Here is a 20,000-nt window from a genome sequence, read left to right as displayed (position 1 = left end):
CCTCCCCCACAAGGGGAGAGGGAGCGCGGCGGCGCTTGATCGGAAGCATGGAGGCCCGAGTCATGACGCCGCCTCCTGCCGACCGCGCTCGGCCGCGAGCATCACCGCCCTGACGATCTCGACATGGGTGCCGCAGCGGCAGAGGTTATGGCGCAGCGCCTCGCGCACCTCGGCCTCGCTAGGGTCGGGGCGAACATTCAGGAAGGCCTTCGCCGTCATCACCATGCCGGCGATGCAGTAGCCGCATTGCGCCGCTTGCGCGTCGATGAAAGCCTGCTGCAGCGGATGCGGCGCGTTGAGGCTGCCGAGCCCTTCGAGGGTGACGATCTCGCGGCTTTCCGCCAGTCGCACCGGCAGGGCGCAGGCGCGCGCCGCCTGCCCGTCGACCAGCACCGTGCAGGCGCCGCACTCGCCGAGGCCGCAGCCGAATTTCGGGCTGTTGAGCGCGAGGTCGTTGCGCAGGAAGAACAGCAGCGGCGTCTGGGCTTCGCCCTCGACCTCATGGCTCGCGCCGTTGACGCGAAGCGCAAAGCGCCGCGTCGTCCTCATGGCTCGCCCAGGCGGGGCGAGGCGCGCCTGATCGGTCTGATCGTCACGGCCACCGAGATCATTCGTATACGAATGAGAATAATGATAAATCGAAGTAGGCTGCAAGCGGGATTTCTACGGGGAGGCGCACTCCGTCATGCTCGGGCTTGTCCCGAGCATCTCAGGCCGGAGGAGGCTCCGATCGGCGCCTTCTTGTCCTGAGATTCTCGGGTCTGCGCTTCGCTTCGCCCGAGAATGACGCCGGAGCCAGCCGAACCTAGTGCCCCACCGACGGGATCTTCTCCGCCGGCGGGGTGTTGCGGCTGATGCCGCTGCGGACGATGCCGTCGATCACGATCATGCCGATGCCGGGTAAATCGCCGAGCTGGATCGAGTCGAGGAAGTTTTTTCCAGCCGAATGCTGGGCCTTGTCCATGAAGACGAAATCGGCGGCGCGGCCGACCTCGATCAGGCCGCAATCGAGGCTGCGCATCCGGGCGGTGTTGCCGGTGGCGAAGCAGAACGCGATCTCCGCAGGAACATCCCCGAGCGAGGACAGCATCGAGACCATTCTGATGATACCGAGCGGCTGCACGCCGGAGCCGGCCGGCCCGTCGGTGCCGAGAATGACGCGCTGCAACTCGTCCATCTCGCGGGCGACACGCAGGGTGTAGAGCGCGGCGCGCTCATTGCCGTTATGCACCAGTTCGAGGCCGCGCTTGCAGCCCTCGCAGATGCAGCGGATCTCCTTGTCGGGCAGGGCGGTATGGCCGCCATTGATGTGGCCGACGACGTCGGTATCGGCTTCGAGCACGACATCGGCGCCGATCAGCCCCGAGCCGGGAATCGAGGGACCGCCCGTGTGGATGGTCGACTGGATCCCGTATTTGCGGGCCCAGGCCACCATCTCCCTGGCCCGCGCGCCGTCCTTGACGCCGCCGAGCCCGACTTCGCCGAGCAGCTTCACGCCGGCGTCGGCCAGGTCCTTGAAGTCCTGCTCGACCATGCCGGGCTCGATCACCGGCGCGCCGGCATGGACCTTGACGCCGCCGGGACGGAAGGCGGTGAAGGCGCGCTGCGCATAGATGGCCATGGCCTTCAGGCCGACAATGTCTTTCGGCCGGCCGGGGGTGTGGACCTCGCCGGCCGAGATCATGGTGGTGACGCCGCCATGCATGGTCGAGTCGATCCAGCCGAACTGGTTCTGGCGCGGCGTCCAGTCGCCGGCCACCGGATGGACATGGCTGTCGATCAGTCCGGGCGAGAGCACCGTGCCGTTGGCGTCGATGACGGTGTCGGCCTGGTCGGTGTCGAGATCCTTGAAACGGCCGACCGCGGCGATCCGGCCACCGATGGCGACGAGCGTGTCGGCCTCCAGGATCGGGCGCTCGATGTCGCCGGAGAGCATCAGGCCGATATTCTTCACCACCAGCTTGTGGGTGCTGCTGACCGTCGTCGCCTGCTGTTCCGCCATCGTATCCGCCCTGTCGTCCATTGCCGAAATCTTACGTCATCCTCATCGCCGGAAGCCCGATTGACAAGCGCGGCGAGGCGCGACATATTGTTTGTATACGAATGAATTTCTGCCTCGTTCGAACCCGGCTGTCAAGCAGCAAGGATCGCGCATGCCTTACGCCGTCACCAGCGCCTGCATCCGCTGCAAATACATGGATTGCGTCGAGGTCTGTCCGGTCGACTGCTTCTATGAGGGCGAGAACATGCTCGTCATCCACCCGGACGAATGCATCGACTGCGGCGTCTGCGAGCCGGAATGCCCGGCCGAGGCGATCGTCGCCGACAGCGCCGACGGAGCCGAGCAGTGGCTGACCCTGAACGCTCGCCTGGCGCCGCTCTGGCCGAACATCAGGCAGAAGAGTGAGCCGCCGGCCGATGCCGACGACTGGAAGGGAATACCGGACAAGATCGACCTGCTTTCCGAACGTCCGGCAATGTGATATTGGGTGGCCTGTATCCGATAATCTGCTAAATCGCTAGACTATCTGAGGATCGATGAGATGAGCAATTTCTACGAGGAGCGCGTGCTCTCAGTCCATCACTGGACCGATACGCTCTTCAGCTTCACGACGACCCGCGACACGACCTTCCGCTTCAAGAACGGCCAGTTCACGATGATCGGGATCAAGGTCGGCGAGAAGCCGCTGCTGCGCGCATACAGCGTCGCTAGCACCAATTACGACGAGAACCTCGAATTCTTCTCGATCAAGGTGCCGGATGGCCCGCTCACCTCGCGCCTGCAGAACCTCCAGGTCGGTGACCCCATCATCATCGGCAAGAAGGCGACGGGCACGCTGGTGCTCGACAACCTCAAGGACGGCAAGCGCCTGTTCCTGCTCGGCACCGGCACGGGCCTCGCGCCCTTCCTGTCGCTGATCCGCGATCCCGAGACCTATGAGCGCTATGAGAAGGTCGTGCTCGTCCATGGCTGCCGCCAGGTCTCCGAGCTCGCCTATGGCGAGCGCATCCAGCAGGAACTGCCGAACGACGAGTTTTTGGGCGAGATGATCCGCGAGCAACTCGTCTACTACCCGACGGTGACGCGCGAGCCGTTCCGCAACCGCGGCCGCATCACCGACCTGCTGACCTCCGGCCAGATCTTCGAGGACACCGGCATGGGTCCGTTCGACCCCACCGGCGACCGCTTCATGCTCTGCGGCAGTCCGCAGATGCTGGTCGACCTCAAGAAGATTTTCGACGATCGCGGCCTCGAGGAAGGCAATCACGGCGAAGCCGGCGATTACGTGATCGAGCGCGCCTTCGTCGAGCGCTGAGGCTCAGGAGTGCACCTTCCGTCATTGCGAGGAGCGTAGCGACGAAGCAATCCTGTATGTTGAGGCTGGTTCCTTTGCTGAGGAGCTGGTCGGGGTTTGGCGCGTAAGCAATCCTGGTTGATCGCCGTCTTCTGGCTGGCGCATCCCCCGATCCTGTCGTCGTTGCCGAACAGTCGCTGGGGAGGCGCCTTGCGGTGCGATCCCGGATACAGGAGAGGTGCCATGGCGGGCTTGGCTTGTGCGGCCGGGATCGATGTCGGCCGCGATCATCTTGACTTTGCGATCGTGCCGCGGGGCGGCGGCGGGCGGGTGCGCAATGGGCCTGCAGGGATAGCGGCGCTGATCGGGCGGTTGCGCCGCGAGGGGGTGGTGCGGGTCGCGCTGGAGGCGATCGGGCCTTATGCGGAGGCCTTGCTCCAGGCTCTGTCGGCGGCAGGCATCGCGGTTGGCGCGGTCGATCCGCGTCGGATCAAGGCCTGGCGCATCGCCGAGGGTGGCCGGGCCAAGAACGATCGGCTGGACGCCGCCCTGATCGCGCGCTTTGCTCTGCTCATGCCCGATATCGTGCGCCCCGTCCCCGATCGCGAGAGCCGGGCGATCCGCGCCCTGTCGACGCGCCGGCGCCAGATCGTCGAGATGATCGGACAAGAGAAGACGCGGCTGAAACAGGCGCTCGAGCCCACCATCGCCGACAGCCACAGGGGCATGATCGCGCGGCTTTGCGAGGAGCGCGCGCGCATCGAGGCCGAGCTGCGGGCCAGGCTGTGCCATGATGAGCAGAACGAGCAACGCTTCGCCCTGCTGCAGAGCGCCCCCGGCGTCGGCCCGGCCGTCGCCATCACCTTGATGGCCGACCTGCCCGAGCTCGACCGCCTCGACCGGCGCGCCCTGGCCAGCCTGGCCGGCCTTGCCCCTCAGATCAGCCAGAGCGGCACCGCGCCAGCCAAAGCCCATATCGCCGGAGGGCGGCCCTGCCTGCGCAGCGCACTCTACCTCGCAGCGCTCAGCGCAGCCCGCCTCGACCACGGCTACAAACGCGACTACCTCGCCATGCGCCAGGCCGGAAAACCGGCCAAGGTCGCCCTCATCGCCATCGCCAGAAAACTCCTCGTCGCCCTCGCCGCCATGGCCAAACACAACAGGCCCTGGATACCAGATCCCAGCCAAGCTCCTTGACCAACAACACAGTCGCCAGGAGCCGCCGAGCGAGTCCTCCTGGATTGCTTCGCTGCGCTCGCAATGACGGACGGCGTTAGGCTTTTTGCCGAACGCGTCACGGCCTGCTACCTGTCCGGCAAATCACATCGACCCGACGAGTAGCGCCATGACCGACACCTTGCCCGACCGGCTGTCCTCCAACCCCAACAGTCCGTTCTACAACGAGGAGCTGCTGGCGCGGGATATCGGCGTCCGCTTCAAGGGCGTCGAGAAGACCAATGTCGAGGAATACTGCGTCAGCGAGGGCTGGGTCCGCCTGACCGCCGGCAATGCCAAGGACCGCCATGGCAACCCGATGACGATCAAGCTCAAGGGCACGGTCGAGCCTTATTTCCGCAAGGCCGAGTGAGACCCGCCGCGGCGGGCGATCGCCAGCGCGAAGGCAGCGGTCGCCAACACTGAAAGACCAGCGCGCACGGCGTGCAGTGCGCCCCAGCGCTCGATCAGCGCCCGGCTCGCCGCTCCTGCCTGCTCGGCGCTTAACGCCAGCAGCGCATCGTTCACGGGCGCGATCACGATCAACGTGAAGGGCAGATTGGCGAGCATCAATGCCGCGCCGACCAGCCAGAGCGGGTTTCGCCGGCGCCAGAAGGAGAATGCGCCGGCAAGGCTCGCCAGCACCGCGAGCCCGGCCTGCATCCGCGCCGCGCGCGGATAGCTCTCCTGCCACTGCCGCAGCAACGGAGCGTCGGCGAGCGCGAGCCGGGCCGGCTGCTCGGCGACGAGGATGTAGAGCGCAGCACCAGCGAACAGCGTCGTCAGGATCAGCGCGACGAGGCCTATGGCGGAAACGCCGTGGCGCTGCGTGATCGCAGCGGGATTGGAGTCAGGCATGGCCACTTCCTCAAAATAAACAGCATGCTATCCATTATTGCATAGCATGCTATCCGATTGCAATCTCGTCGAATCGAGTCCTGCATGACCAGCTTCAAGATCAGCTCCGCCGGCTATCTCGCCAACCATGTCGCCCGCCTGTTCGCCCGCGAGCTGGCCGAGGCGGTGCGCCCGCTCGGCCTTGCCCCGGCGCAGTTCATGGTTCTGCTCGAACTCTGGCGCGAGGAGGGACTGATGCAGAAGGATCTGGTCGGCCGGCTCGATGTCGAGCAGGCGACGATGGCGGCGACGCTCGCCCGTATGGAGCGTGACGGGCTGATCGAGCGCCGCCCCGACCAGGCCGATGCCCGCGCCCGCCGCATTCAGCTCACACCACGGGCGCGGGCGCTGCAGGAGCCGGCACTCGCTGCCGCTAAGGGCGTCAACGCGCGGGCATTGGCCGGTTTCTCCGATGCTGAGCGTGAGTCTGTTCTCTCCGGCTTGCGCCGCATTGTCGGCGCGCTCTCGCGCAGCGCGGAGCTCGGCTAGGTCAGCGTCCGCAACGAGCGGCGGTGCCGGTCGACGTCAATTCGGCACGGCGCCGCGCAGCAATCCCACGAGGTCGGCCTGGCGGGTCACGCCTGTCTTGGCGAAGACTTGCCTCAGCGTGGAGCGGGCCGTCCCTTCGGTCCAGCCGAGCATGACGGCCGCCTCGCGCGGGGCGTGTCCGCCCGCGATCAGCGCGGCGAGCCGCGCTTCCGACGGGCTGAGGTCGAAGAGGCCGGCGACGAGGTCGGCTGACGGTGCCTTGGCCTGGACCAGCGGCGTCGCGACGAGGATCGCGGTCGCCTGGCTGAACAGGTCGTGGGCCGCCCCCTTGATCGGGACCAGATGAAAGATGATCGGCGGCTGGTCATTGCGCGCCCGCATCGGGATCGAACGGACCGCAGCCATCTGCCCGCCCCGGCCCAGTGCCTCCAGCGCTGTCGCGAACAGCGCATCGGCGCCGGCATCGGTCAGCTTCAGGCGGGAGGGCAGGTCCTCGATCGCAGACGGCATCAGCCGCGTGAGAAGGCTGTTGGCGGCAAGGATCCGGCCGCCCTTGCCGAGCACGGCTGCTGCCAGCCGCATGAGTTCCAGTGCCGCTGTGGCGCTGCGGGCGCGTTCGACCTCCAGGTGATTGGCGATCAAGGCCGCCCGCGCCAGATGGGGCCGAACCCGGTCGAGCGCCGCGACGATCGTCCGGGGGAAAGGTCCCGCCGCGATAGGCTTCTCGAGATTGACCATCGCGAAATCGCCGGAGGGAATGGTGATCGCGGTCGCGACACCGGAGCCGTAGCCGCGTGGAATCAGAAAGTCGCGATAGAGGGGCAATTGCTCGGCCTCGCCGGGCGCAAAGACGTCGCCGTCGGTGATGAAGCCGGCGTGCTGGTAGGCGACGGCCCGCTTGGTGCGCTCGTTCTGCGCGCCGCCCTGGGCGAGCCAGATCTCGTCCCACATCTCCTTGAACCCGTCGCTCGTGCTCACGACCGACAAGCGCGCCTCGCCGATCCGGGAGAACAGCGCAGCCGTTGCGTCACAATCGCGTGCCAGCCCCTCGAGCCAGCCCTGCCATCGCTCGGGAATCACGGCGGCCTCATAGAGACCGTCGATCAGCGCTTCGTATCCATCGCCGAATGGCAATCGGGTCTCCCTCTCGCAGAGCGTGCAACCATAGCTAGCATGCTTCTCACGAAAGCGCCTTGTAGAAGAAGGTCGAGCCGCAATCGCGCCCATCCGGCATCAGCGCATAGCGCGGGATCGTGCCGACCTCGGTCCAGCCGAGACGGTTGTAGAGCCGCCGCGCCGCACCGGCCTCGTCGGTGTCGAGCACGAGCAGGTCGCGCCCCAGTCTCAGCGCGGCAGCCTCCGCCGCCCGCATCAGCGCCTCGCCGATGCCGCGTCGCCGCGCGCGCGAATGCACCAGCATCTTGGCGATCTCGGCCCGGTGCGGCTGATTTGGCTTCCCGACCGGATGGAGCTGAGCTGTGCCGACGATGCCGGTTTCGTCGCTGGCGACGAACAGCAGAACGCGGCCGGCTGCGACATCGGCGGCGATACCCTGCCAGAAGCGGTCATAGTCGGCGTCCGAGTTCCACTCCATGAAGCCGACCGAGGCGCCATTGGCGACCGCGTCGCGCAGGATTCCGGTGAGCGCGGGAATTGCGGCCTGCGTCCCCTCGGCGTCGAGCTGTTCGATGGTCATGCGCCGGCTTCCTCGGTTCGTCAGTAAGCCGCCAAATAGCGGTGTTTCCATTATGCAAGATTAATTCCAACATAGTGGACTACACTTCGCAAGAGCGCCGGGATGTTGTCGTCAACCCGGACTTTACGACGTTTGGCGAATTCCGGTCTCGCCGGCCCAAATCCAGCAGGCGATTTCCGAAAAAGTCACGGGGTCGCGCTTTGCTGTCGGCCGGAGACGCCGGGAACGGCGCCGGCGCAGGGGAGGCGTCGATGAACAGGGGGCTGGAATTCCTCGGGCGCTCGGTCGTGCGTTTCATCACGCGCGGCAAGCCGCAGAGCGGGCCGGTCGACGACAAGGCGCTGGCCCGCCTGAAGGCCGCGCTGAGGCCCGGCGACGTGCTGCTGGTCGAAGGCCATATGAAGGTCTCGGCGGCGATCAAATACCTGACCCAGTCGACCTGGTCGCATGCGGCGCTCTATGTCGGCGACACCGGCCGGTTCAGCCCCGAGGGCGAACCGCTCGTCCTCGCCGAAGTCGAGATGGATGTCGGCTGCGTGCTGTCACCCCTGTCGAAATATGGCGCCTTCGGCACCCGGATCTGCCGGCCCCAGGCGCTCGACCGGGAAGGCCGCCAGATCGCCGTCGACTATGTGCTCGAGCGGCTCGGCACGCAGTACGACCTCAAGAACATCCTCGACCTGGCGCGCTGGCTGATCCCGATTCCCTGGGCGCCAGCCGGCTTCCGCCGACGCATGATCGCGCTCGGCTCCGGCGACCCGACGCGGGCGATCTGTTCGACCCTGATCGCCCAGGCCTTCGAGGCGGCGCGCTATCCGGTGTTGCCGACGGTCGAATATGCCAGCGCGATGGACGAGCAGGATTTCGAGGAGATCCTGCACATCCGGCACCATTCGCTCTATATGCCGCGCGATTTCGACATCTCGCCCTATTTCTCCGTGGTGAAGCCGACCCTGGAGGCCGGTTTCGACTATAAGCGGCTGAATTGGGCGCAGGAGCGCCTGCTCGCAGCAGAGTGAAACGGCGGCCGATCTGCCCCACACCCTTGGCGCAAGGGGCGCGCACTGCTATGGCGCGCGCATGAGCACCCGCAGTTTCGACAACATCCGCAATTTCTCGATCGTGGCGCATATCGACCACGGCAAGTCGACGCTTGCCGACCGGCTGATCCAGCAGACCGGCACGGTCGCGGCGCGCGACATGAGCGAGCAGATCCTCGACTCGATGGATATCGAGAAGGAACGCGGCATCACCATCAAGGCGCAGACCGTCCGGCTGGATTATCTCGCCGAGGATGGGAAGACCTACATTCTTAACCTGATGGACACGCCTGGGCACGTCGACTTCGCCTACGAGGTCTCGCGTTCGCTCGCGGCCTGCGAGGGCTCGCTGCTGGTGGTCGACGCCTCGCAGGGCGTCGAGGCGCAGACGCTCGCCAACGTCTACCAGGCGCTCGACGCCAACCACGAGATCGTCACCGTCCTCAACAAGATCGATCTGCCGGCGGCCGAGCCGGAGCGGATCAAGCAGCAGATCGAGGACGTGATCGGCCTCGATGCCTCCGAGGCCGTGCCGATCTCGGCCAAGACCGGCCTCAACATCGAGGGCGTGCTCGAAGCCATCGTCAAGAAGCTGCCGGCGCCCAAGGGCGATCTCGAAGCCCCGCTCAAGGCTCTGCTGGTCGATAGCTGGTACGACGCCTATCTCGGCGTCGTCGTGCTGGTGCGCATCATCGACGGCGTGCTGAAGAAGAACATGACCATCCGGATGATGCGCGCCAACGCCGTCTATGGCGTCGATCGCGTCGGCGTGTTCAAGCCGAAGATGCTCGAAGTGAAGGAGCTCGGCCCCGGCGAGGTCGGCTTCTTCACCGCCTCGATCAAGGAAGTCGCCGACACCGCCGTCGGCGACACCATCACCGACGACAAGAAGCCGATCGCCGAGCCGCTGCCGGGCTTCAAGCCGGTACAGCCGGTGGTGTTCTGCGGCATCTTCCCGGTCGACGCCGCCGATTTCGAGGTGCTGCGCAGCGCCATGTCGCGGCTGCGCCTGAACGACGCCTCGTTTTCCTACGAAATGGAGACCTCGGCGGCGCTCGGCTTCGGCTTCCGCTGCGGCTTCCTCGGGCTGCTGCATCTCGAGATCATCCAGGAGCGGCTCGAGCGCGAGTTCAACCTCAACCTGATCTCGACCGCCCCTTCGGTCGTCTACCATCTCAAACTGCGCGACGGCACGACGCTCGAATTGCACAACCCGGCGGACATGCCGGACGTGATGAAGATCGAGACCATCGAAGAGCCCTGGATCCGCGCCACGATCTTCACCCCGGACGAGTATCTCGGCTCGGTGCTGAAGCTCTGCCAGGACCGGCGCGGCCTGCAGATCGACCTCAACTATGTCGGCTCGCGCGCCAAGGTGGTCTACGATCTGCCGCTGAACGAGGTGGTATTCGATTTCTACGACCGGCTGAAGTCGATCTCGAAGGGCTATGCCTCCTTCGACTACGCCATCACCGACTATCGCGAGGGCGACCTCGTCCGCATGTCGATCCTGGTCAATGCCGAGCCGGTCGACGCGCTCTCCATGCTCGTCCATCGCTCGCGTGCCGACGCCCGCGGCCGGGCGATGTGCGAGAAGCTCAAGGAGCTGATCCCGCCGCACATGTTCCAGATTCCTGTCCAGGCCGCCATTGGGGGCAAGATCATCGCCCGCGAGACGATCCGGGCGCTGCGCAAGGACGTGACCGCGAAGTGCTATGGCGGCGACGCCTCGCGCAAGCGCAAGCTCCTGGACAAGCAGAAGGAAGGCAAGAAGAAGATGCGGCAGTTCGGCCGCGTCGAGATACCGCAGGAAGCCTTCATCGCCGCGCTGAAGATGGACAGCTGAGCCTGGAGGCTCAGCTCCAGCGTACACATCTCCCGGGAACCATCCCGGCAATCACGGTGTTGATCCACAACCCTGCACTCAAAGGGAGGACAGCACCGTGGACAGACGTTCTTTCATCGCGAGCCTGATCGGCGGCCTGGCTGCCGCAAGCTTCGCCTCGGCGGGATTGGCGGCGCAACCGCAGAGAGCGCTACAGCCGGGAGACCGGCGCCGGCCTGACGACGCCTCCAAGGTCGACCCTGAGGCCCTCGACAAGACCGACGCCGACTACGCCCAGTATTACTACTACGGGCCGCGTCGGCGCTACTGGCGCAGGCGCTATTACGGTCCGCGCTTCCACTTCTATGTGGGCCCCCGTTACTATCGGCCCTACCCGTATTACCGGCCTTATGGCTATCGGCCGTATCGCCGCTTTTACGGAGGCCCGGACTATTACTGGTAGCGGCCTCGGCTGAGGTCCGTATCGAGCTTGCGCGGGCCGTAGCCTGCGCAGGCCATGAGCGGACGCGTCAGAGATTGGCGCCGAGCCCGCGCAATTCGGCGCGCAGATCGATCGGCTCGACGAAATGCAGGCCCTGCATGCCGACCGAGCGGGCACCCTCGACGTTCCTCTCGCTGTCGTCGACGAAGATGCACTCGCCGGCGCTGAGCCCGTACCGCTCCAGCAGCACGTTGTAGATCGCTGGATCGGGCTTGAGCAGGCGTTCATGCGCCGAGACGATCACGCCGTCGAAGCTCTGCAGGAACGGGAAGCGGATCAGGCACTCCGCCCATTTCTCGCGCGAGAAATTGGTGATGGCGTAGACATGCTCGCCCTTGGCCTTGAGGTCGGCCAGCACCGCGACGCTGTCCTCGATCGTGCCCGGAACTGTCTCGTGCCAGCGCTCGTCGAAGGCCTTGATCTCGGCCTCCCATTCCGGATGGCTGGCAACCAGTGTGGCCACTGCCTCGGTCCAGGGCCGGCCGCGATCCTGCTCCAGGTTCCAGGCCGATGTGCAGACGTTCTGCAGGAACCAGCCGCGCTTGGCATCATCAGGAATCAGGTCGTGATAGAGATGGAACGGGTCCCAGCGCAACAGGACATTGCCGACATCGAACACGACCTTGCGATTTGCAGGCATCGGTAGGCTTCTCCAGTCAGGCGTGCATCGACGTGGTTGATGCAACTCACGCCCTTGTGCACGGACGCGCGTAACCTTCACAAGGCTTTTGGCGTATTCGCGTAAAGGATCAGCAAAGGCGCGACGGATGGCTTCGGCAGCGATAGGTAGCTACTGGCCCTGGAACGACCGGCAGGGGCGCTTCTCGGCGCTGCGGGCCGGCTGCTTCGCGCTCGTGCTCATCCCTGCCTTGATCCTCGCCTGGCAGGCCTGGACGCACCAGCTCGGCTCCAAACCCTGGACGCAAGCCGTGCACGACACCGGCACCTGGGCCCTGCGCATCCTCGTGATCACCCTCGCGGTGACGCCGCTACGCCGCATCCTCGACTGGAACAAGCTGATCGGCATCCGCCGCATGCTCGGCCTGTCGGCCATGACCTACGCGCTCGGCCATCTCGCGCTCTACAGCATCGACCTCGCCTTCGACTGGGGTCTGATCGTCTCCGAGATCGTCAAGCGCTTCTATCTCGTTGTCGGCATCACCGCGCTCATTGGCCTCGTCGTGCTCGGCATCACCTCGACCGACGGCATGATCCGCCGTCTCGGTTCGGGGCGTTGGCAGCGCCTGCACAACCTCGTCTACCTGATCGCCTGCCTCGGCCTGTTCCACTTCGCGCTGCAGTCGAAGATCGACGTCACCCAGCCAGTGCTGCTGACCGGCCTGTTCGCGCTGCTGCTGGCCTATCGCGGGCTGGGTCGCCTCAGCATTCCGCTGAGCTTCGGCTCGCTCGCGCTGACGGCGCTTGCCGTCGGCCTCGCCACCGCATTGGCCGAAACCGCCTGGTACGCCTTCGCCACCGGCGCCTCGGCCTGGCTGATCTTCCAGGCCAATGCCGACATCGTCGTCTATCAGGACTGGACGGCGGTGCGGCCGGGCCATTGGGTCGCGCTGGTCGGGCTCGCACTCGCGGTGCTGCATCTTTTCCGCAAGCCAGCGCAGAGGCCGGCGAGACGCGAGCGCCGGCCGGCAATGGCCTCCGAGGCCGCGGGCGGCTGATCCTCAGCCCTCGCGCCGCGCCAGCTCCAATATGGTCTCGATCAGGACGCGGATGGCGATGCCGGCATCGAGCTCGGTCATGTTCTCCAGCGGCGAATGGCTGATGCCCTTCTCGCAGCGCACGAACAGCATGGCCGAGGGGCAGAGCTTGGCCATTTCCATGGCGTCGTGACCAGCGCCCGAGGCCAAGCGCCGCGCCGTCAGGTTCGAGCCGGTACGGGCGATTCCAGTGGCGAAAGCCTCCTGCAGGCCCTCGTCCATCGGCACGGCATTGCCGCGTGAATAGGGCGTGATCGTCAGCCCGACACCGCGCCGCGCCGCGATCTCGGCGAAACGGCGATTGATCTCCTCGTCCATGCTGGCGACGGTCTCACCATCCGGCGCCCGGAAGTCGATGGTGAAGTCGACCGCGCCCGGCACGACATTGGTGGCGCCGGGATCGGCCCGGAACACGCCGACCGTGCCGACCGCGCGGTCATGTTCCTGGGCGATCACCTCCAACGCCAGCGCCATCTCGGCCGCCGCCGTCAGCGCATCCTTGCGCAGCGCCATCGGCACCGTCCCGGCATGGCCGGCCTCGCCGGTGACGCGGACACCGGCGCGTCCCTGCGCGGCGATGGCGGTGACGATGCCGACCGCTTCATTCTCGGCTTCGAGCACCGGACCCTGCTCGATATGGACCTCGAGATAGGCCTTTACTGAGCCCGGCTTGCGGGCGAGCGCCGCGATCCCCGCCGGATCGCCGCCGAAGGCGACGAGCGCGTCACGCAGCACGACGCCGTCGGCATCGCGGGCCGCGAGCCAGCCCTGGTCATAGCGGCCGGTCAGCGCTGCCGACGTCGAGAGCGAGGTCGGGAAACGCACGGTCTCCTCGTCGCCGAAAGCGACGACCTCGAGCGCGAAGGGCAGGGTGACGCCGGCATCGCGGATCGCCTGCACCGCCAGGATGCCGGCAACGACGCCGAGATTGCCGTCAAAGCGCCCGCCATCGCGGACCGTGTCGATATGCGAGCCGATCAGCACCGCCGGCAGCCCGGGCGTAACACCTTCGCGTCGGCCCTGCACCGAGCCGGCGGCATCGATGAAGGCGGTCAGGCCGGCAACCTCCATCGCGCCCTTGACGTATTCCGCGCCCTGCCGGTGCGACGGCGAGAGATAGAGCCGCGTCAGCTTGCCCGGCTCGTCCGTGAACCGGTTGAGGCCGGCGAGGGCGGCGAAGGCGCGGGCGCCTAGGACGGCGGGTGATGGCAGGGGCGTGGTCATGAGGTCAATCTAGCGGGCTGGTCATAGGCGTGGCCAGCCCGCTTTAGCGCGGCAGGATCGATTTGGCTGTCAGTAGGTCGCGCGCCCACCCGACAGGTCGAAGACGGCGCCGGTGGTGAAGCTGTTCTCGGCCGAGGCGAGGAAGGCGACCATCGAGGCGACTTCGTCAGGCTGCAGGAAGCGGCCGCGCGGGATCTTGGCCAGCATGTAGCCGATATGCTCCTCGCTCATCTGATCGAAGATGCGAGTGCGCGCGGCGGCCGGGGTGATGCAGTTAACCGCGATGTCCTGCTGGGCCAGCTCCTTGCCGAGCGACTTGGTCAGCGCGATCACCGCTGCCTTCGAGGCCGAATAGGCCGAGGCGTTCGGGTTGCCTTCCTTGCCGGCGATCGAGGCGACCAGCACGAGCCGCCCGTAATTGCGCTTGATCATGCCGGGGATCACCGCCTGGCAGCAATGCAGCGTGCCGTCGAGATTGAGGCGCATGATCTTCGCCCATTCGTCGAGCGGGTATTCCCAGGTCTTCAGGTTCGGCCCGGCAATGCCGGCGCTGGTGACGAGGATGTCGACGCTGCCATGGCGCTGCTCCAGCTCGGCCGCGGCCGCATTCACCGCCTTGGCGTCGGTCACGTCGATCGCAAGCCCGCTCGCGGCCGGCCCGATCGCCGCCGCCGCCTCATTGGCGAGCTTGCCGTCGAGGTCCCAGATCGCGATCTTGGCGCCGCTGGCGGCGAGCCGTTCGGCAACGGCACGGCCGATACCCTGCGCGCCGCCGGTGATGATGGCGACCCTGCCGTTCAAATCGATTTGATTCATTGAAATGATGCCCCTCCCTGGAACCGTGCGCGGACTTTAGCGCAATGCCATCCGCCGCAAAGCCGCGATGGCTCAAGGGAGGGTTGCGTCAGGCTGGCTGCTCAGCGCGCATTGCGGAAGGCGCTCGGGCTGAACACGGTACGCAGCAGGATGCCGAGGTCGAGCCAGAACGACCAGTTGTCGATGTACCAGTGATCATAGGCGATGCGCCGGGCCATCTTCTCGTCGGTGTCGGTCTCGCCCCGCAGACCGTTGACCTGGGCCCAGCCGGTGATGCCGGGCTTGACGTTGTGGCGCCGCGCATAGAGCGCGATCTTGCGCTGGAACTCGCGGTCATGGGCAAGCGCGTGCGGACGCGGGCCGACGAGCGACATCTGCCCGGCGATGACGTTCAGGAGCTGCGGCAGCTCGTCGAGATTATAGCGCCGCAGGAAACCGCCAATCCGGGTGATGCGCGGATCGTTGCGCGTTGCCTGCCTGACGACTTCGCCATCGTCCGTCGTCGTCATCGTACGGAACTTGAAGATCCGGAACGGCTCCTGGTTGAAGCCGAAGCGGCGCTGCAGGAACAGCACCGGACCCTGCGAATCGAGCTTGATCGCAAGCGCGACCAGAAGGAGCAGGGGTAGGCTCAGCGTCAGGATCGCGCTCGCGGCGAGAACGTCGAAGACGCGCTTGAACAGGATCTGGACGAAGGACAGGGCCGGGCGCGTCAGCCTGAGCGAGGCGAGCGAGCCGATCCGCACGATATGGGGATTGTCGAAGCGGTCCATGACGCGCTCCGGCGTCAGGTGGATCGCGACCGGCAGGTTCATGAAGGCGTCGATGCAGGCGTCGATCGTCTCATGGTCCGACCAGGGCAGGGCGATGAAGACCGCGTCCGGCTTGAGGTCGCGGGCCCTGGCCGAGGCGGTCGCGAGGTCGGCGGCGAGCGCCGCGGCAGGATCGTTGATCCGGCGCGAATCGTTGCTGCGCAGAAAGGCGACGTCGACGATCGAGAAGCCGATGTTCCAGGGCTGGTGGCGCGAGACGAAGGACATCACCTCGCTCTCGCGGCCGATCAGGAACACCCGCTCGGAGGTGATCCTGCCGGTCTTCGAGGCCATCGAGATGGTGCGCACGATCGCCGAGCGGGCGAGCGCGATCAGCGGCACGCCGGCGACATAGGTGACGAGGACGACGGCGCGCGAATACTGGTCGTTGACCTTGGCCATGAAGACGATGGCGACGAAGGCGATCATCGCCAGGTTCCAGACCGCGAAGGCAGAGGTGATCTGGCCCTTGGTCGAGAGGTAGTTCTCCAGCCGGTAACGGCCGCGCATCAGGTTGGTGAAGACGAAGATCGCGGCGATCATCGAGGCGAGCTCGACGGTGACCTTGTCGTTGCCGAGATGGCGATAGGCGACGAAGTGGTAGACGATCGAGGTGCCGCCGACCACGGTCAGGACGGTCACCGCATCGACCAGCGCGGTGATCAGGCCAATCCAGTGGCGCAGCACATTGGCGCGCTGGTCGGCTGCGGTGGTGACTTCGTAGTTCAGGTCGTTGACGCTCATCATGCCGCGCTCGCTCGGTCATGGACGGTCCGGATTCGGCACAGGGGATGCGCCGAAAGGCCGCCTCACCCGTCGAAGTGGCAAGGGCGATGCCGTGGAGGCATGAAGCTGGTTTCGCGGGAAATGCGCTGGAATCGGTCCGGTTGAACCAGAGTCGGGCGCAGCATGAGCGGAGCGCGTCCCATTACGGGACAGCCGGCGGGACAGAGGGTCGCCAGACCGGCAGTATCGGCTATCGGATCAGCGAAAGACGGCGTTCATCCTATGATGGGGTTCCGCTTGACCCTGGCAAGAAACGCAACGAAGACAATGGCCTACGCCGCCAGCATGGCGACGTGTGCGTCAGCAGCGATCGAGATGAACGTCGTTCTCCTCCAATCTTCGCAGCGGCGGGCTGCCCATTTCGCTCCGCCCGAACCGCCACGCCGCGACATCGCCGGCGTTCCGGTCGCGGCGCTGACGCACGACGAGGCGCTCGCACTGGTCGGTCATGCTTTCGACGGCGGCGGCCATCTGCATCTGGCCTACTGCAATGCGAACCTCGTCAATATCGCCGCGCGCGATACCGGCTTGCGCGAGCGCCTCGCCCGCTTCCTGGTCCTGCCCGACGGGATCGGCGTCGATATCGCCTCGCGCCTGCTCTACGGCACGACATTCCCGGCCAATCTCAACGGCACCGACTTCACGCCGGCGATCCTCGCCGCCAGGAAGCGGCCGCTCTCGGTGATGCTGCTCGGCGGCAAGCCGGGCGTCGCCGAGCGCGCCGCGGCGAGGCTGCGCGCCGACTACCCGCAGCATCGCTTCGCAGTGCTAAGCCATGGCTATTTCGAATCGGAAGTTGAGACAGCCCTGCTGGCGCGGCTCGCGCACGAGCGGCCTGACCTGCTGCTGGTCGCCTTCGGCAATCCGCGGCAGGAGCAGTGGATCGCCGACCGGCTCGATGCCCGCCACTGCGCGGTCGCGGCCGGCATCGGTGCGCTGTTCGACTTCCTCGCCGGCGAGGTGACTCGGGCGCCGGAAACGGTGCGCGCCCTGCGGCTGGAATGGATCTATCGGCTCTGGCTCGAGCCGCGACGGCTGTGGCGGCGCTATGTCGTCGGCAATCCCGCCTTCCTGATGCGCGTGCTGCGCCAGAAGCTGGCCGGGCGCGGCGCCTGAGGGGCTCTACGCTTTCTTCCCGACGATGACGCCGAAGAGCGGGCCGGCACCGATCATCACCAGGAAGACCCTGATGATGTGATGGGCCGCGACGAAGGCGACCTCGGTGTGCAGCGCCAGCGCGATCAGGCTCATCTCGGCAAGGCCGCCGGGCGAATAGGCCAGGATCAGCGGCACCGGCTGGTAGCTTGAGACATGCGCCACCGCGAAGGCGAAGACCAGCGTCAGCACCACCAGGATCACGGTCGAGCCGAGCGAAAGCAGGAGGATGCGCAGGATCGCCTGCGGCGGCGTGCCGACGAAGCGGCAGCCGATGGTGACGCCGAGGATCAGCTGGGCGACGTTGACGATCTCGTAGGGCGGCACGGAATCGCTGAGGCCGACGAGATGCACGACGGCCGAGACCAGCATCGGCCCGAGCAACTGCTTCGCCGGCAGGCGCAGCGCATGGGCGAGCATCACGCCGACGATCGCGCTGGCGACCAGCCAGAACCAGCCCAGCGCCGATGTCTGGAACATCGACGGGCCCTGGTTGCGGTTGATGCCGAGCGAGATCCCCTCGAGCCATTGCACGATGAAGGGCAGCGTCATCACCACCAGCAGGATGCGGGCGGAATGGATCAACGCGATGGTGCGGGCATCGCCGCCCTTCTCCTCGCCGGTGATCACCATCTCGACGAGGCCGCCCGGCATGCCGGAGAAGAAGGCGGTCACAGGGTCGTAGCCGGCGACGCGGCGGAAATAGGTGACGCAGCACAGGCCGCAGGCGACCATGAACAGCACGAGCCCGCCGAGCGTCGGCAGCCAGTTCGGCATCTGCGCGACGATCTCCGGCTTGAAGCCGGAGCCGAGCAACACGCCGATCACCGCCGACATCGGCGGGCGGATCACCGACGGCGCCGCCACCGGCGTGCGGGCGATCGCGGCGGCGGTGCAGAACACCATCGAGCCCAGCATCCAGGGCAGCGGCAGGCGGTAATATGCGAAGAGCCAGCCGCCGAGCGTGCCGAGCGCGAGGGCAAACAGGAAACGGCGCCAGGGAAAGCGTCGCGGCGACAATTCGCGCACGCCGTTGACCGCATCCCGCAGCAATTCCCGCATCGCCCTGATCACCTCTCCAGGCGCATGCCCGAGAGCCGGATGCTTTCAGTCGGAAGCGCTTTGCGTTTCCAACTGAAAGCTGAATCCGGCTCTCATCCAAGAAACTGGGCAGGATTCATGCGAAAAACCGGTTCCCACTTTTTCGCATCCTGTCCGGCGGCGCCACGGCGCTGCTATACGCCATCGGCATGGCGATGACAGGGCTTTGTCGGAATGACGGCCTTGCCCTTGCGGCGGGGCGAGCGGACGTGGCGGCAACCCCGCCATGCTCGCAAGTCGCTGACGAACGGGCAGAAAATCAGCGACAGTCGAGTCCTGCAGATATCTGATAGGCCGTCGGCGTCTTCCGCCCGGCTCGAGGCAGCCATGAGCGAAGACCGCCTTTCGGAAGCGACCGGTCGCGGCAGCGAAAGCATCGGCTTGGCCGAAGCGCTGCCTGTTTCGGCCGATGAGGACGGCAGTCCGACAGAGCCTCCCGAATCGCGTCGGCCTGAACGGCCGCTGCCGCCGGTTCTCTCCACCCCGTCTCGCGAGGGCTGGCTGGCGACCCGCCGCAATCGCGCCGGCCTGTGGTGGCGCCGGGCGAGCCCAAACCTGCGCGGCACCGTCTATATGATCACCGCGCTCTTGGTTTACGCGGTGATGGTCGGCGCCTTCAAACATCTCGGCACGGCGATCCCGCTGGTCGAGACGCTGATGATCCGCCAGATCATCATGAGCGCCGTGGTCGTCGCCATCGCGGGCCGCAGCCTGAAGCAGGCGCTGAAGACGGACCGGCCGGGCCTGCAGATATTCCGCGGCCTGATCACGCTGGCCTCCATGCTCTGCGGCTTCAGTGCTCTCATCCACATTCCGCTGGCCCAGGCGACCTCGATCAGCTTCAGCCAGGTGCTGTTCGTCACCATCGCCGCCGTGCTGATCCTGAAGGAGCGCGTCGACACGGCGCGCTGGATCGCGACCGCCCTCGGCTTCGTCGGCGTGCTGATCATGCTCAACCCGTCGGCCGACGGGTTGAACTTCTGGGCGCTGATGTCGCTTGTCGGTGCGCTGTTCGGGGCCGGCATCACCATCAGCGTGCGCATCCTCGGCACCAGCGAGCGGACCGAGACGATCCTGATCTATCAGGGCCTCGTCCTGATGGTCGTCCTCGCCTGGCCGGCCTGGGCGCTCTGGGTCTGGCCGACGGCCGAGCAATGGTTCTGGCTCGTGCTGCTCAGCCTGTTCGGCACCGCCGGGCAATGGCTGATCACCAAGGCCTATCAGGTCGGCGAGGCGTCGGCGCTGGCGCCGCTCGATTTCAGTCGCCTGATCCTGGCGGGCTTCACCGGTTTCGTTTTCTTCGCCGAGATCCCGACGCTGACGACGCTCATTGGTGCGGCCATCGTCATCGGCGCGACGCTCTACACCATGCGCCGCAATGCCCGCGGCCGGCTCGGCGCCGATCTTTCCACCCCGCCCTGACGCTCAAGC

At 66.3% G+C, this 20,000-nt stretch carries 21 protein-coding genes; 11 read left to right on the top strand and 10 right to left on the bottom strand.

Going from position 1 to position 20,000, the window contains the following annotated elements; genetic code table 11:
- Positions 1-60: 60 nt before the first annotated feature.
- Both ACSQ24_RS25230 and ACSQ24_RS25225 read right to left on the bottom strand, forming a co-directional pair.
- Complete coding sequence (locus tag ACSQ24_RS25230) at positions 61-549, bottom strand: (2Fe-2S)-binding protein (protein ID WP_436097344.1); 489 nt, start codon at positions 547-549, stop codon at positions 61-63.
- 256 nt (positions 550-805) lie between these two features.
- Entirely contained in the window at positions 806-2,002 is a 1,197-nt protein-coding gene (locus ACSQ24_RS25225) for an amidohydrolase family protein (RefSeq protein ID WP_436097965.1), read from the bottom strand.
- Between the two features lie 151 nt (positions 2,003-2,153).
- On the opposite strand from ACSQ24_RS25225, the gene fdxA reads away from it, so the two are divergent.
- The 4 genes from fdxA (at position 2,154) to ACSQ24_RS25205 (ending at position 4,884) form a co-directional block, all read left to right on the top strand.
- Positions 2,154-2,483 carry a ferredoxin FdxA gene (fdxA, locus tag ACSQ24_RS25220; RefSeq protein WP_436097343.1) on the top strand — a complete coding sequence of 110 codons (330 nt, stop codon included), beginning with the start codon at positions 2,154-2,156 and terminating at the stop codon, positions 2,481-2,483.
- Between the two features lie 60 nt (positions 2,484-2,543).
- On the top strand, positions 2,544-3,317 hold the full coding sequence (locus tag ACSQ24_RS25215; protein ID WP_436097342.1) for a ferredoxin--NADP reductase: 774 nt from the start codon (positions 2,544-2,546) through the stop codon (positions 3,315-3,317).
- 222 nt (positions 3,318-3,539) lie between these two features.
- Positions 3,540-4,493 carry an IS110 family transposase gene (locus ACSQ24_RS25210; protein WP_436095030.1) on the top strand — a complete coding sequence of 318 codons (954 nt, stop codon included), beginning with the start codon at positions 3,540-3,542 and terminating at the stop codon, positions 4,491-4,493.
- A 148-nt stretch (positions 4,494-4,641) separates the two neighbouring features.
- On the top strand, positions 4,642-4,884 hold the full coding sequence (locus ACSQ24_RS25205; protein WP_436097341.1) for a DUF3297 family protein: 243 nt from the start codon (positions 4,642-4,644) through the stop codon (positions 4,882-4,884).
- On the opposite strand, the gene ACSQ24_RS25200 is transcribed toward ACSQ24_RS25205, so the two are convergent.
- Positions 4,863-5,369 (bottom strand): DUF1772 domain-containing protein, encoded by a 507-nt coding sequence (locus ACSQ24_RS25200; RefSeq protein WP_436097340.1) that lies wholly within the window; start codon positions 5,367-5,369, stop codon positions 4,863-4,865. The genes ACSQ24_RS25205 and ACSQ24_RS25200 overlap by 22 nt on opposite strands.
- Before the next feature lie 84 nt (positions 5,370-5,453).
- On the opposite strand from ACSQ24_RS25200, the gene ACSQ24_RS25195 reads away from it, so the two are divergent.
- Positions 5,454-5,897 (top strand): MarR family winged helix-turn-helix transcriptional regulator, encoded by a 444-nt coding sequence (locus ACSQ24_RS25195; RefSeq protein ID WP_436097339.1) that lies wholly within the window; start codon positions 5,454-5,456, stop codon positions 5,895-5,897.
- A gap of 36 nt (positions 5,898-5,933) precedes the next feature.
- On the opposite strand, the gene ACSQ24_RS25190 is transcribed toward ACSQ24_RS25195, so the two are convergent.
- Both ACSQ24_RS25190 and ACSQ24_RS25185 read right to left on the bottom strand, forming a co-directional pair.
- Positions 5,934-7,031, bottom strand: coding sequence for a helix-turn-helix transcriptional regulator (locus tag ACSQ24_RS25190; protein WP_436097338.1), 1,098 nt, complete (start codon positions 7,029-7,031; stop codon positions 5,934-5,936).
- 46 nt (positions 7,032-7,077) lie between these two features.
- Positions 7,078-7,593: an N-acetyltransferase family protein gene (locus tag ACSQ24_RS25185; RefSeq protein WP_436097337.1), complete on the bottom strand. Its 516-nt coding sequence runs from the start codon at positions 7,591-7,593 to the stop codon at positions 7,078-7,080.
- Positions 7,594-7,844: 251 nt separating this feature from the next.
- Here ACSQ24_RS25185 and ACSQ24_RS25180 point away from each other — a divergent pair, with 251 nt between their 5' ends.
- The 3 genes from ACSQ24_RS25180 to ACSQ24_RS25170 all read left to right on the top strand — a co-directional run bounded on the left by ACSQ24_RS25180 (position 7,845) and on the right by ACSQ24_RS25170 (position 10,921).
- Entirely contained in the window at positions 7,845-8,612 is a 768-nt protein-coding gene (locus ACSQ24_RS25180) for a YiiX/YebB-like N1pC/P60 family cysteine hydrolase (protein ID WP_436097336.1), read from the top strand.
- Between the two features lie 61 nt (positions 8,613-8,673).
- Positions 8,674-10,479, top strand: a complete 1,806-nt coding sequence (lepA, locus tag ACSQ24_RS25175; protein WP_436097335.1) for a translation elongation factor 4 — start codon at positions 8,674-8,676, stop codon at positions 10,477-10,479.
- Positions 10,480-10,576: 97 nt separating this feature from the next.
- Positions 10,577-10,921 (top strand): hypothetical protein, encoded by a 345-nt coding sequence (locus tag ACSQ24_RS25170; protein WP_436097334.1) that lies wholly within the window; start codon positions 10,577-10,579, stop codon positions 10,919-10,921.
- A 67-nt stretch (positions 10,922-10,988) separates the two neighbouring features.
- On the opposite strand, the gene ACSQ24_RS25165 is transcribed toward ACSQ24_RS25170, so the two are convergent.
- Positions 10,989-11,600, bottom strand: a complete 612-nt coding sequence (locus tag ACSQ24_RS25165) for an HAD family hydrolase (protein WP_436097333.1) — start codon at positions 11,598-11,600, stop codon at positions 10,989-10,991.
- Positions 11,601-11,727: 127 nt separating this feature from the next.
- Between ACSQ24_RS25165 and ACSQ24_RS25160 the strand changes: the two genes are divergently transcribed.
- Complete coding sequence (locus tag ACSQ24_RS25160; protein ID WP_436097332.1) at positions 11,728-12,636, top strand: sulfite oxidase heme-binding subunit YedZ; 909 nt, start codon at positions 11,728-11,730, stop codon at positions 12,634-12,636.
- A gap of 3 nt (positions 12,637-12,639) precedes the next feature.
- Here ACSQ24_RS25160 and ACSQ24_RS25155 read toward each other — a convergent pair whose 3' ends face one another.
- The 3 genes from ACSQ24_RS25155 to ACSQ24_RS25145 all read right to left on the bottom strand — a co-directional run bounded on the left by ACSQ24_RS25155 (position 12,640) and on the right by ACSQ24_RS25145 (position 16,271).
- Positions 12,640-13,899: an allantoate amidohydrolase gene (locus tag ACSQ24_RS25155; protein ID WP_436097331.1), complete on the bottom strand. Its 1,260-nt coding sequence runs from the start codon at positions 13,897-13,899 to the stop codon at positions 12,640-12,642.
- A 69-nt stretch (positions 13,900-13,968) separates the two neighbouring features.
- Complete coding sequence (locus ACSQ24_RS25150) at positions 13,969-14,715, bottom strand: SDR family NAD(P)-dependent oxidoreductase (protein WP_436097330.1); 747 nt, start codon at positions 14,713-14,715, stop codon at positions 13,969-13,971.
- A gap of 101 nt (positions 14,716-14,816) precedes the next feature.
- Positions 14,817-16,271 (bottom strand): undecaprenyl-phosphate glucose phosphotransferase, encoded by a 1,455-nt coding sequence (locus tag ACSQ24_RS25145; RefSeq protein WP_436097329.1) that lies wholly within the window; start codon positions 16,269-16,271, stop codon positions 14,817-14,819.
- 357 nt (positions 16,272-16,628) lie between these two features.
- Between ACSQ24_RS25145 and ACSQ24_RS25140 the strand changes: the two genes are divergently transcribed.
- Positions 16,629-17,429, top strand: coding sequence for a WecB/TagA/CpsF family glycosyltransferase (locus tag ACSQ24_RS25140; protein WP_436097328.1), 801 nt, complete (start codon positions 16,629-16,631; stop codon positions 17,427-17,429).
- 6 nt (positions 17,430-17,435) lie between these two features.
- Here ACSQ24_RS25140 and ACSQ24_RS25135 read toward each other — a convergent pair whose 3' ends face one another.
- Complete coding sequence (locus ACSQ24_RS25135) at positions 17,436-18,530, bottom strand: AbrB family transcriptional regulator (protein WP_436097327.1); 1,095 nt, start codon at positions 18,528-18,530, stop codon at positions 17,436-17,438.
- Between the two features lie 366 nt (positions 18,531-18,896).
- On the opposite strand from ACSQ24_RS25135, the gene ACSQ24_RS25130 reads away from it, so the two are divergent.
- Positions 18,897-19,991 (top strand): DMT family transporter, encoded by a 1,095-nt coding sequence (locus tag ACSQ24_RS25130; RefSeq protein ID WP_436097326.1) that lies wholly within the window; start codon positions 18,897-18,899, stop codon positions 19,989-19,991.
- Positions 19,992-20,000 lie beyond the last annotated feature (9 nt).

This window comes from Allobosea sp. LjRoot237 (assembly GCF_964253285.1).
Taxonomy (GTDB): domain Bacteria; phylum Pseudomonadota; class Alphaproteobacteria; order Rhizobiales; family Beijerinckiaceae; genus Allobosea.
The sequence above is the reverse complement of the archived record's forward strand: the minus strand, read 5'-3'. Positions and strand labels throughout refer to the sequence as shown.

What these genes read in the sequence shown, in the direction of transcription:
- ACSQ24_RS25145 (WP_436097329.1), bottom strand. Translation starts at nt 16,271, where the DNA reads ATGAGCGTCAACGACCTGAACTACGAAGTCACCACCGCAGCCGACCAG.
- ACSQ24_RS25155 (WP_436097331.1), bottom strand. Translation starts at nt 13,899, where the DNA reads ATGACCACGCCCCTGCCATCACCCGCCGTCCTAGGCGCCCGCGCCTTC.
- ACSQ24_RS25195 (WP_436097339.1), top strand. Translation starts at nt 5,454, where the DNA reads ATGACCAGCTTCAAGATCAGCTCCGCCGGCTATCTCGCCAACCATGTC.
- fdxA (WP_436097343.1), top strand. Translation starts at nt 2,154, where the DNA reads ATGCCTTACGCCGTCACCAGCGCCTGCATCCGCTGCAAATACATGGAT.
- ACSQ24_RS25130 (WP_436097326.1), top strand. Translation starts at nt 18,897, where the DNA reads ATGAGCGAAGACCGCCTTTCGGAAGCGACCGGTCGCGGCAGCGAAAGC.
- ACSQ24_RS25180 (WP_436097336.1), top strand. Translation starts at nt 7,845, where the DNA reads ATGAACAGGGGGCTGGAATTCCTCGGGCGCTCGGTCGTGCGTTTCATC.
- ACSQ24_RS25160 (WP_436097332.1), top strand. Translation starts at nt 11,728, where the DNA reads ATGGCTTCGGCAGCGATAGGTAGCTACTGGCCCTGGAACGACCGGCAG.
- ACSQ24_RS25205 (WP_436097341.1), top strand. Translation starts at nt 4,642, where the DNA reads ATGACCGACACCTTGCCCGACCGGCTGTCCTCCAACCCCAACAGTCCG.
- ACSQ24_RS25150 (WP_436097330.1), bottom strand. Translation starts at nt 14,715, where the DNA reads ATGAATCAAATCGATTTGAACGGCAGGGTCGCCATCATCACCGGCGGC.
- ACSQ24_RS25225 (WP_436097965.1), bottom strand. Translation starts at nt 2,002, where the DNA reads ATGGCGGAACAGCAGGCGACGACGGTCAGCAGCACCCACAAGCTGGTG.
- ACSQ24_RS25185 (WP_436097337.1), bottom strand. Translation starts at nt 7,593, where the DNA reads ATGACCATCGAACAGCTCGACGCCGAGGGGACGCAGGCCGCAATTCCC.
- ACSQ24_RS25215 (WP_436097342.1), top strand. Translation starts at nt 2,544, where the DNA reads ATGAGCAATTTCTACGAGGAGCGCGTGCTCTCAGTCCATCACTGGACC.
- ACSQ24_RS25140 (WP_436097328.1), top strand. Translation starts at nt 16,629, where the DNA reads ATGAACGTCGTTCTCCTCCAATCTTCGCAGCGGCGGGCTGCCCATTTC.
- ACSQ24_RS25135 (WP_436097327.1), bottom strand. Translation starts at nt 18,530, where the DNA reads ATGCGGGAATTGCTGCGGGATGCGGTCAACGGCGTGCGCGAATTGTCG.
- ACSQ24_RS25230 (WP_436097344.1), bottom strand. Translation starts at nt 549, where the DNA reads ATGAGGACGACGCGGCGCTTTGCGCTTCGCGTCAACGGCGCGAGCCAT.
- ACSQ24_RS25210 (WP_436095030.1), top strand. Translation starts at nt 3,540, where the DNA reads ATGGCGGGCTTGGCTTGTGCGGCCGGGATCGATGTCGGCCGCGATCAT.
- ACSQ24_RS25200 (WP_436097340.1), bottom strand. Translation starts at nt 5,369, where the DNA reads ATGCCTGACTCCAATCCCGCTGCGATCACGCAGCGCCACGGCGTTTCC.
- ACSQ24_RS25165 (WP_436097333.1), bottom strand. Translation starts at nt 11,600, where the DNA reads ATGCCTGCAAATCGCAAGGTCGTGTTCGATGTCGGCAATGTCCTGTTG.
- lepA (WP_436097335.1), top strand. Translation starts at nt 8,674, where the DNA reads ATGAGCACCCGCAGTTTCGACAACATCCGCAATTTCTCGATCGTGGCG.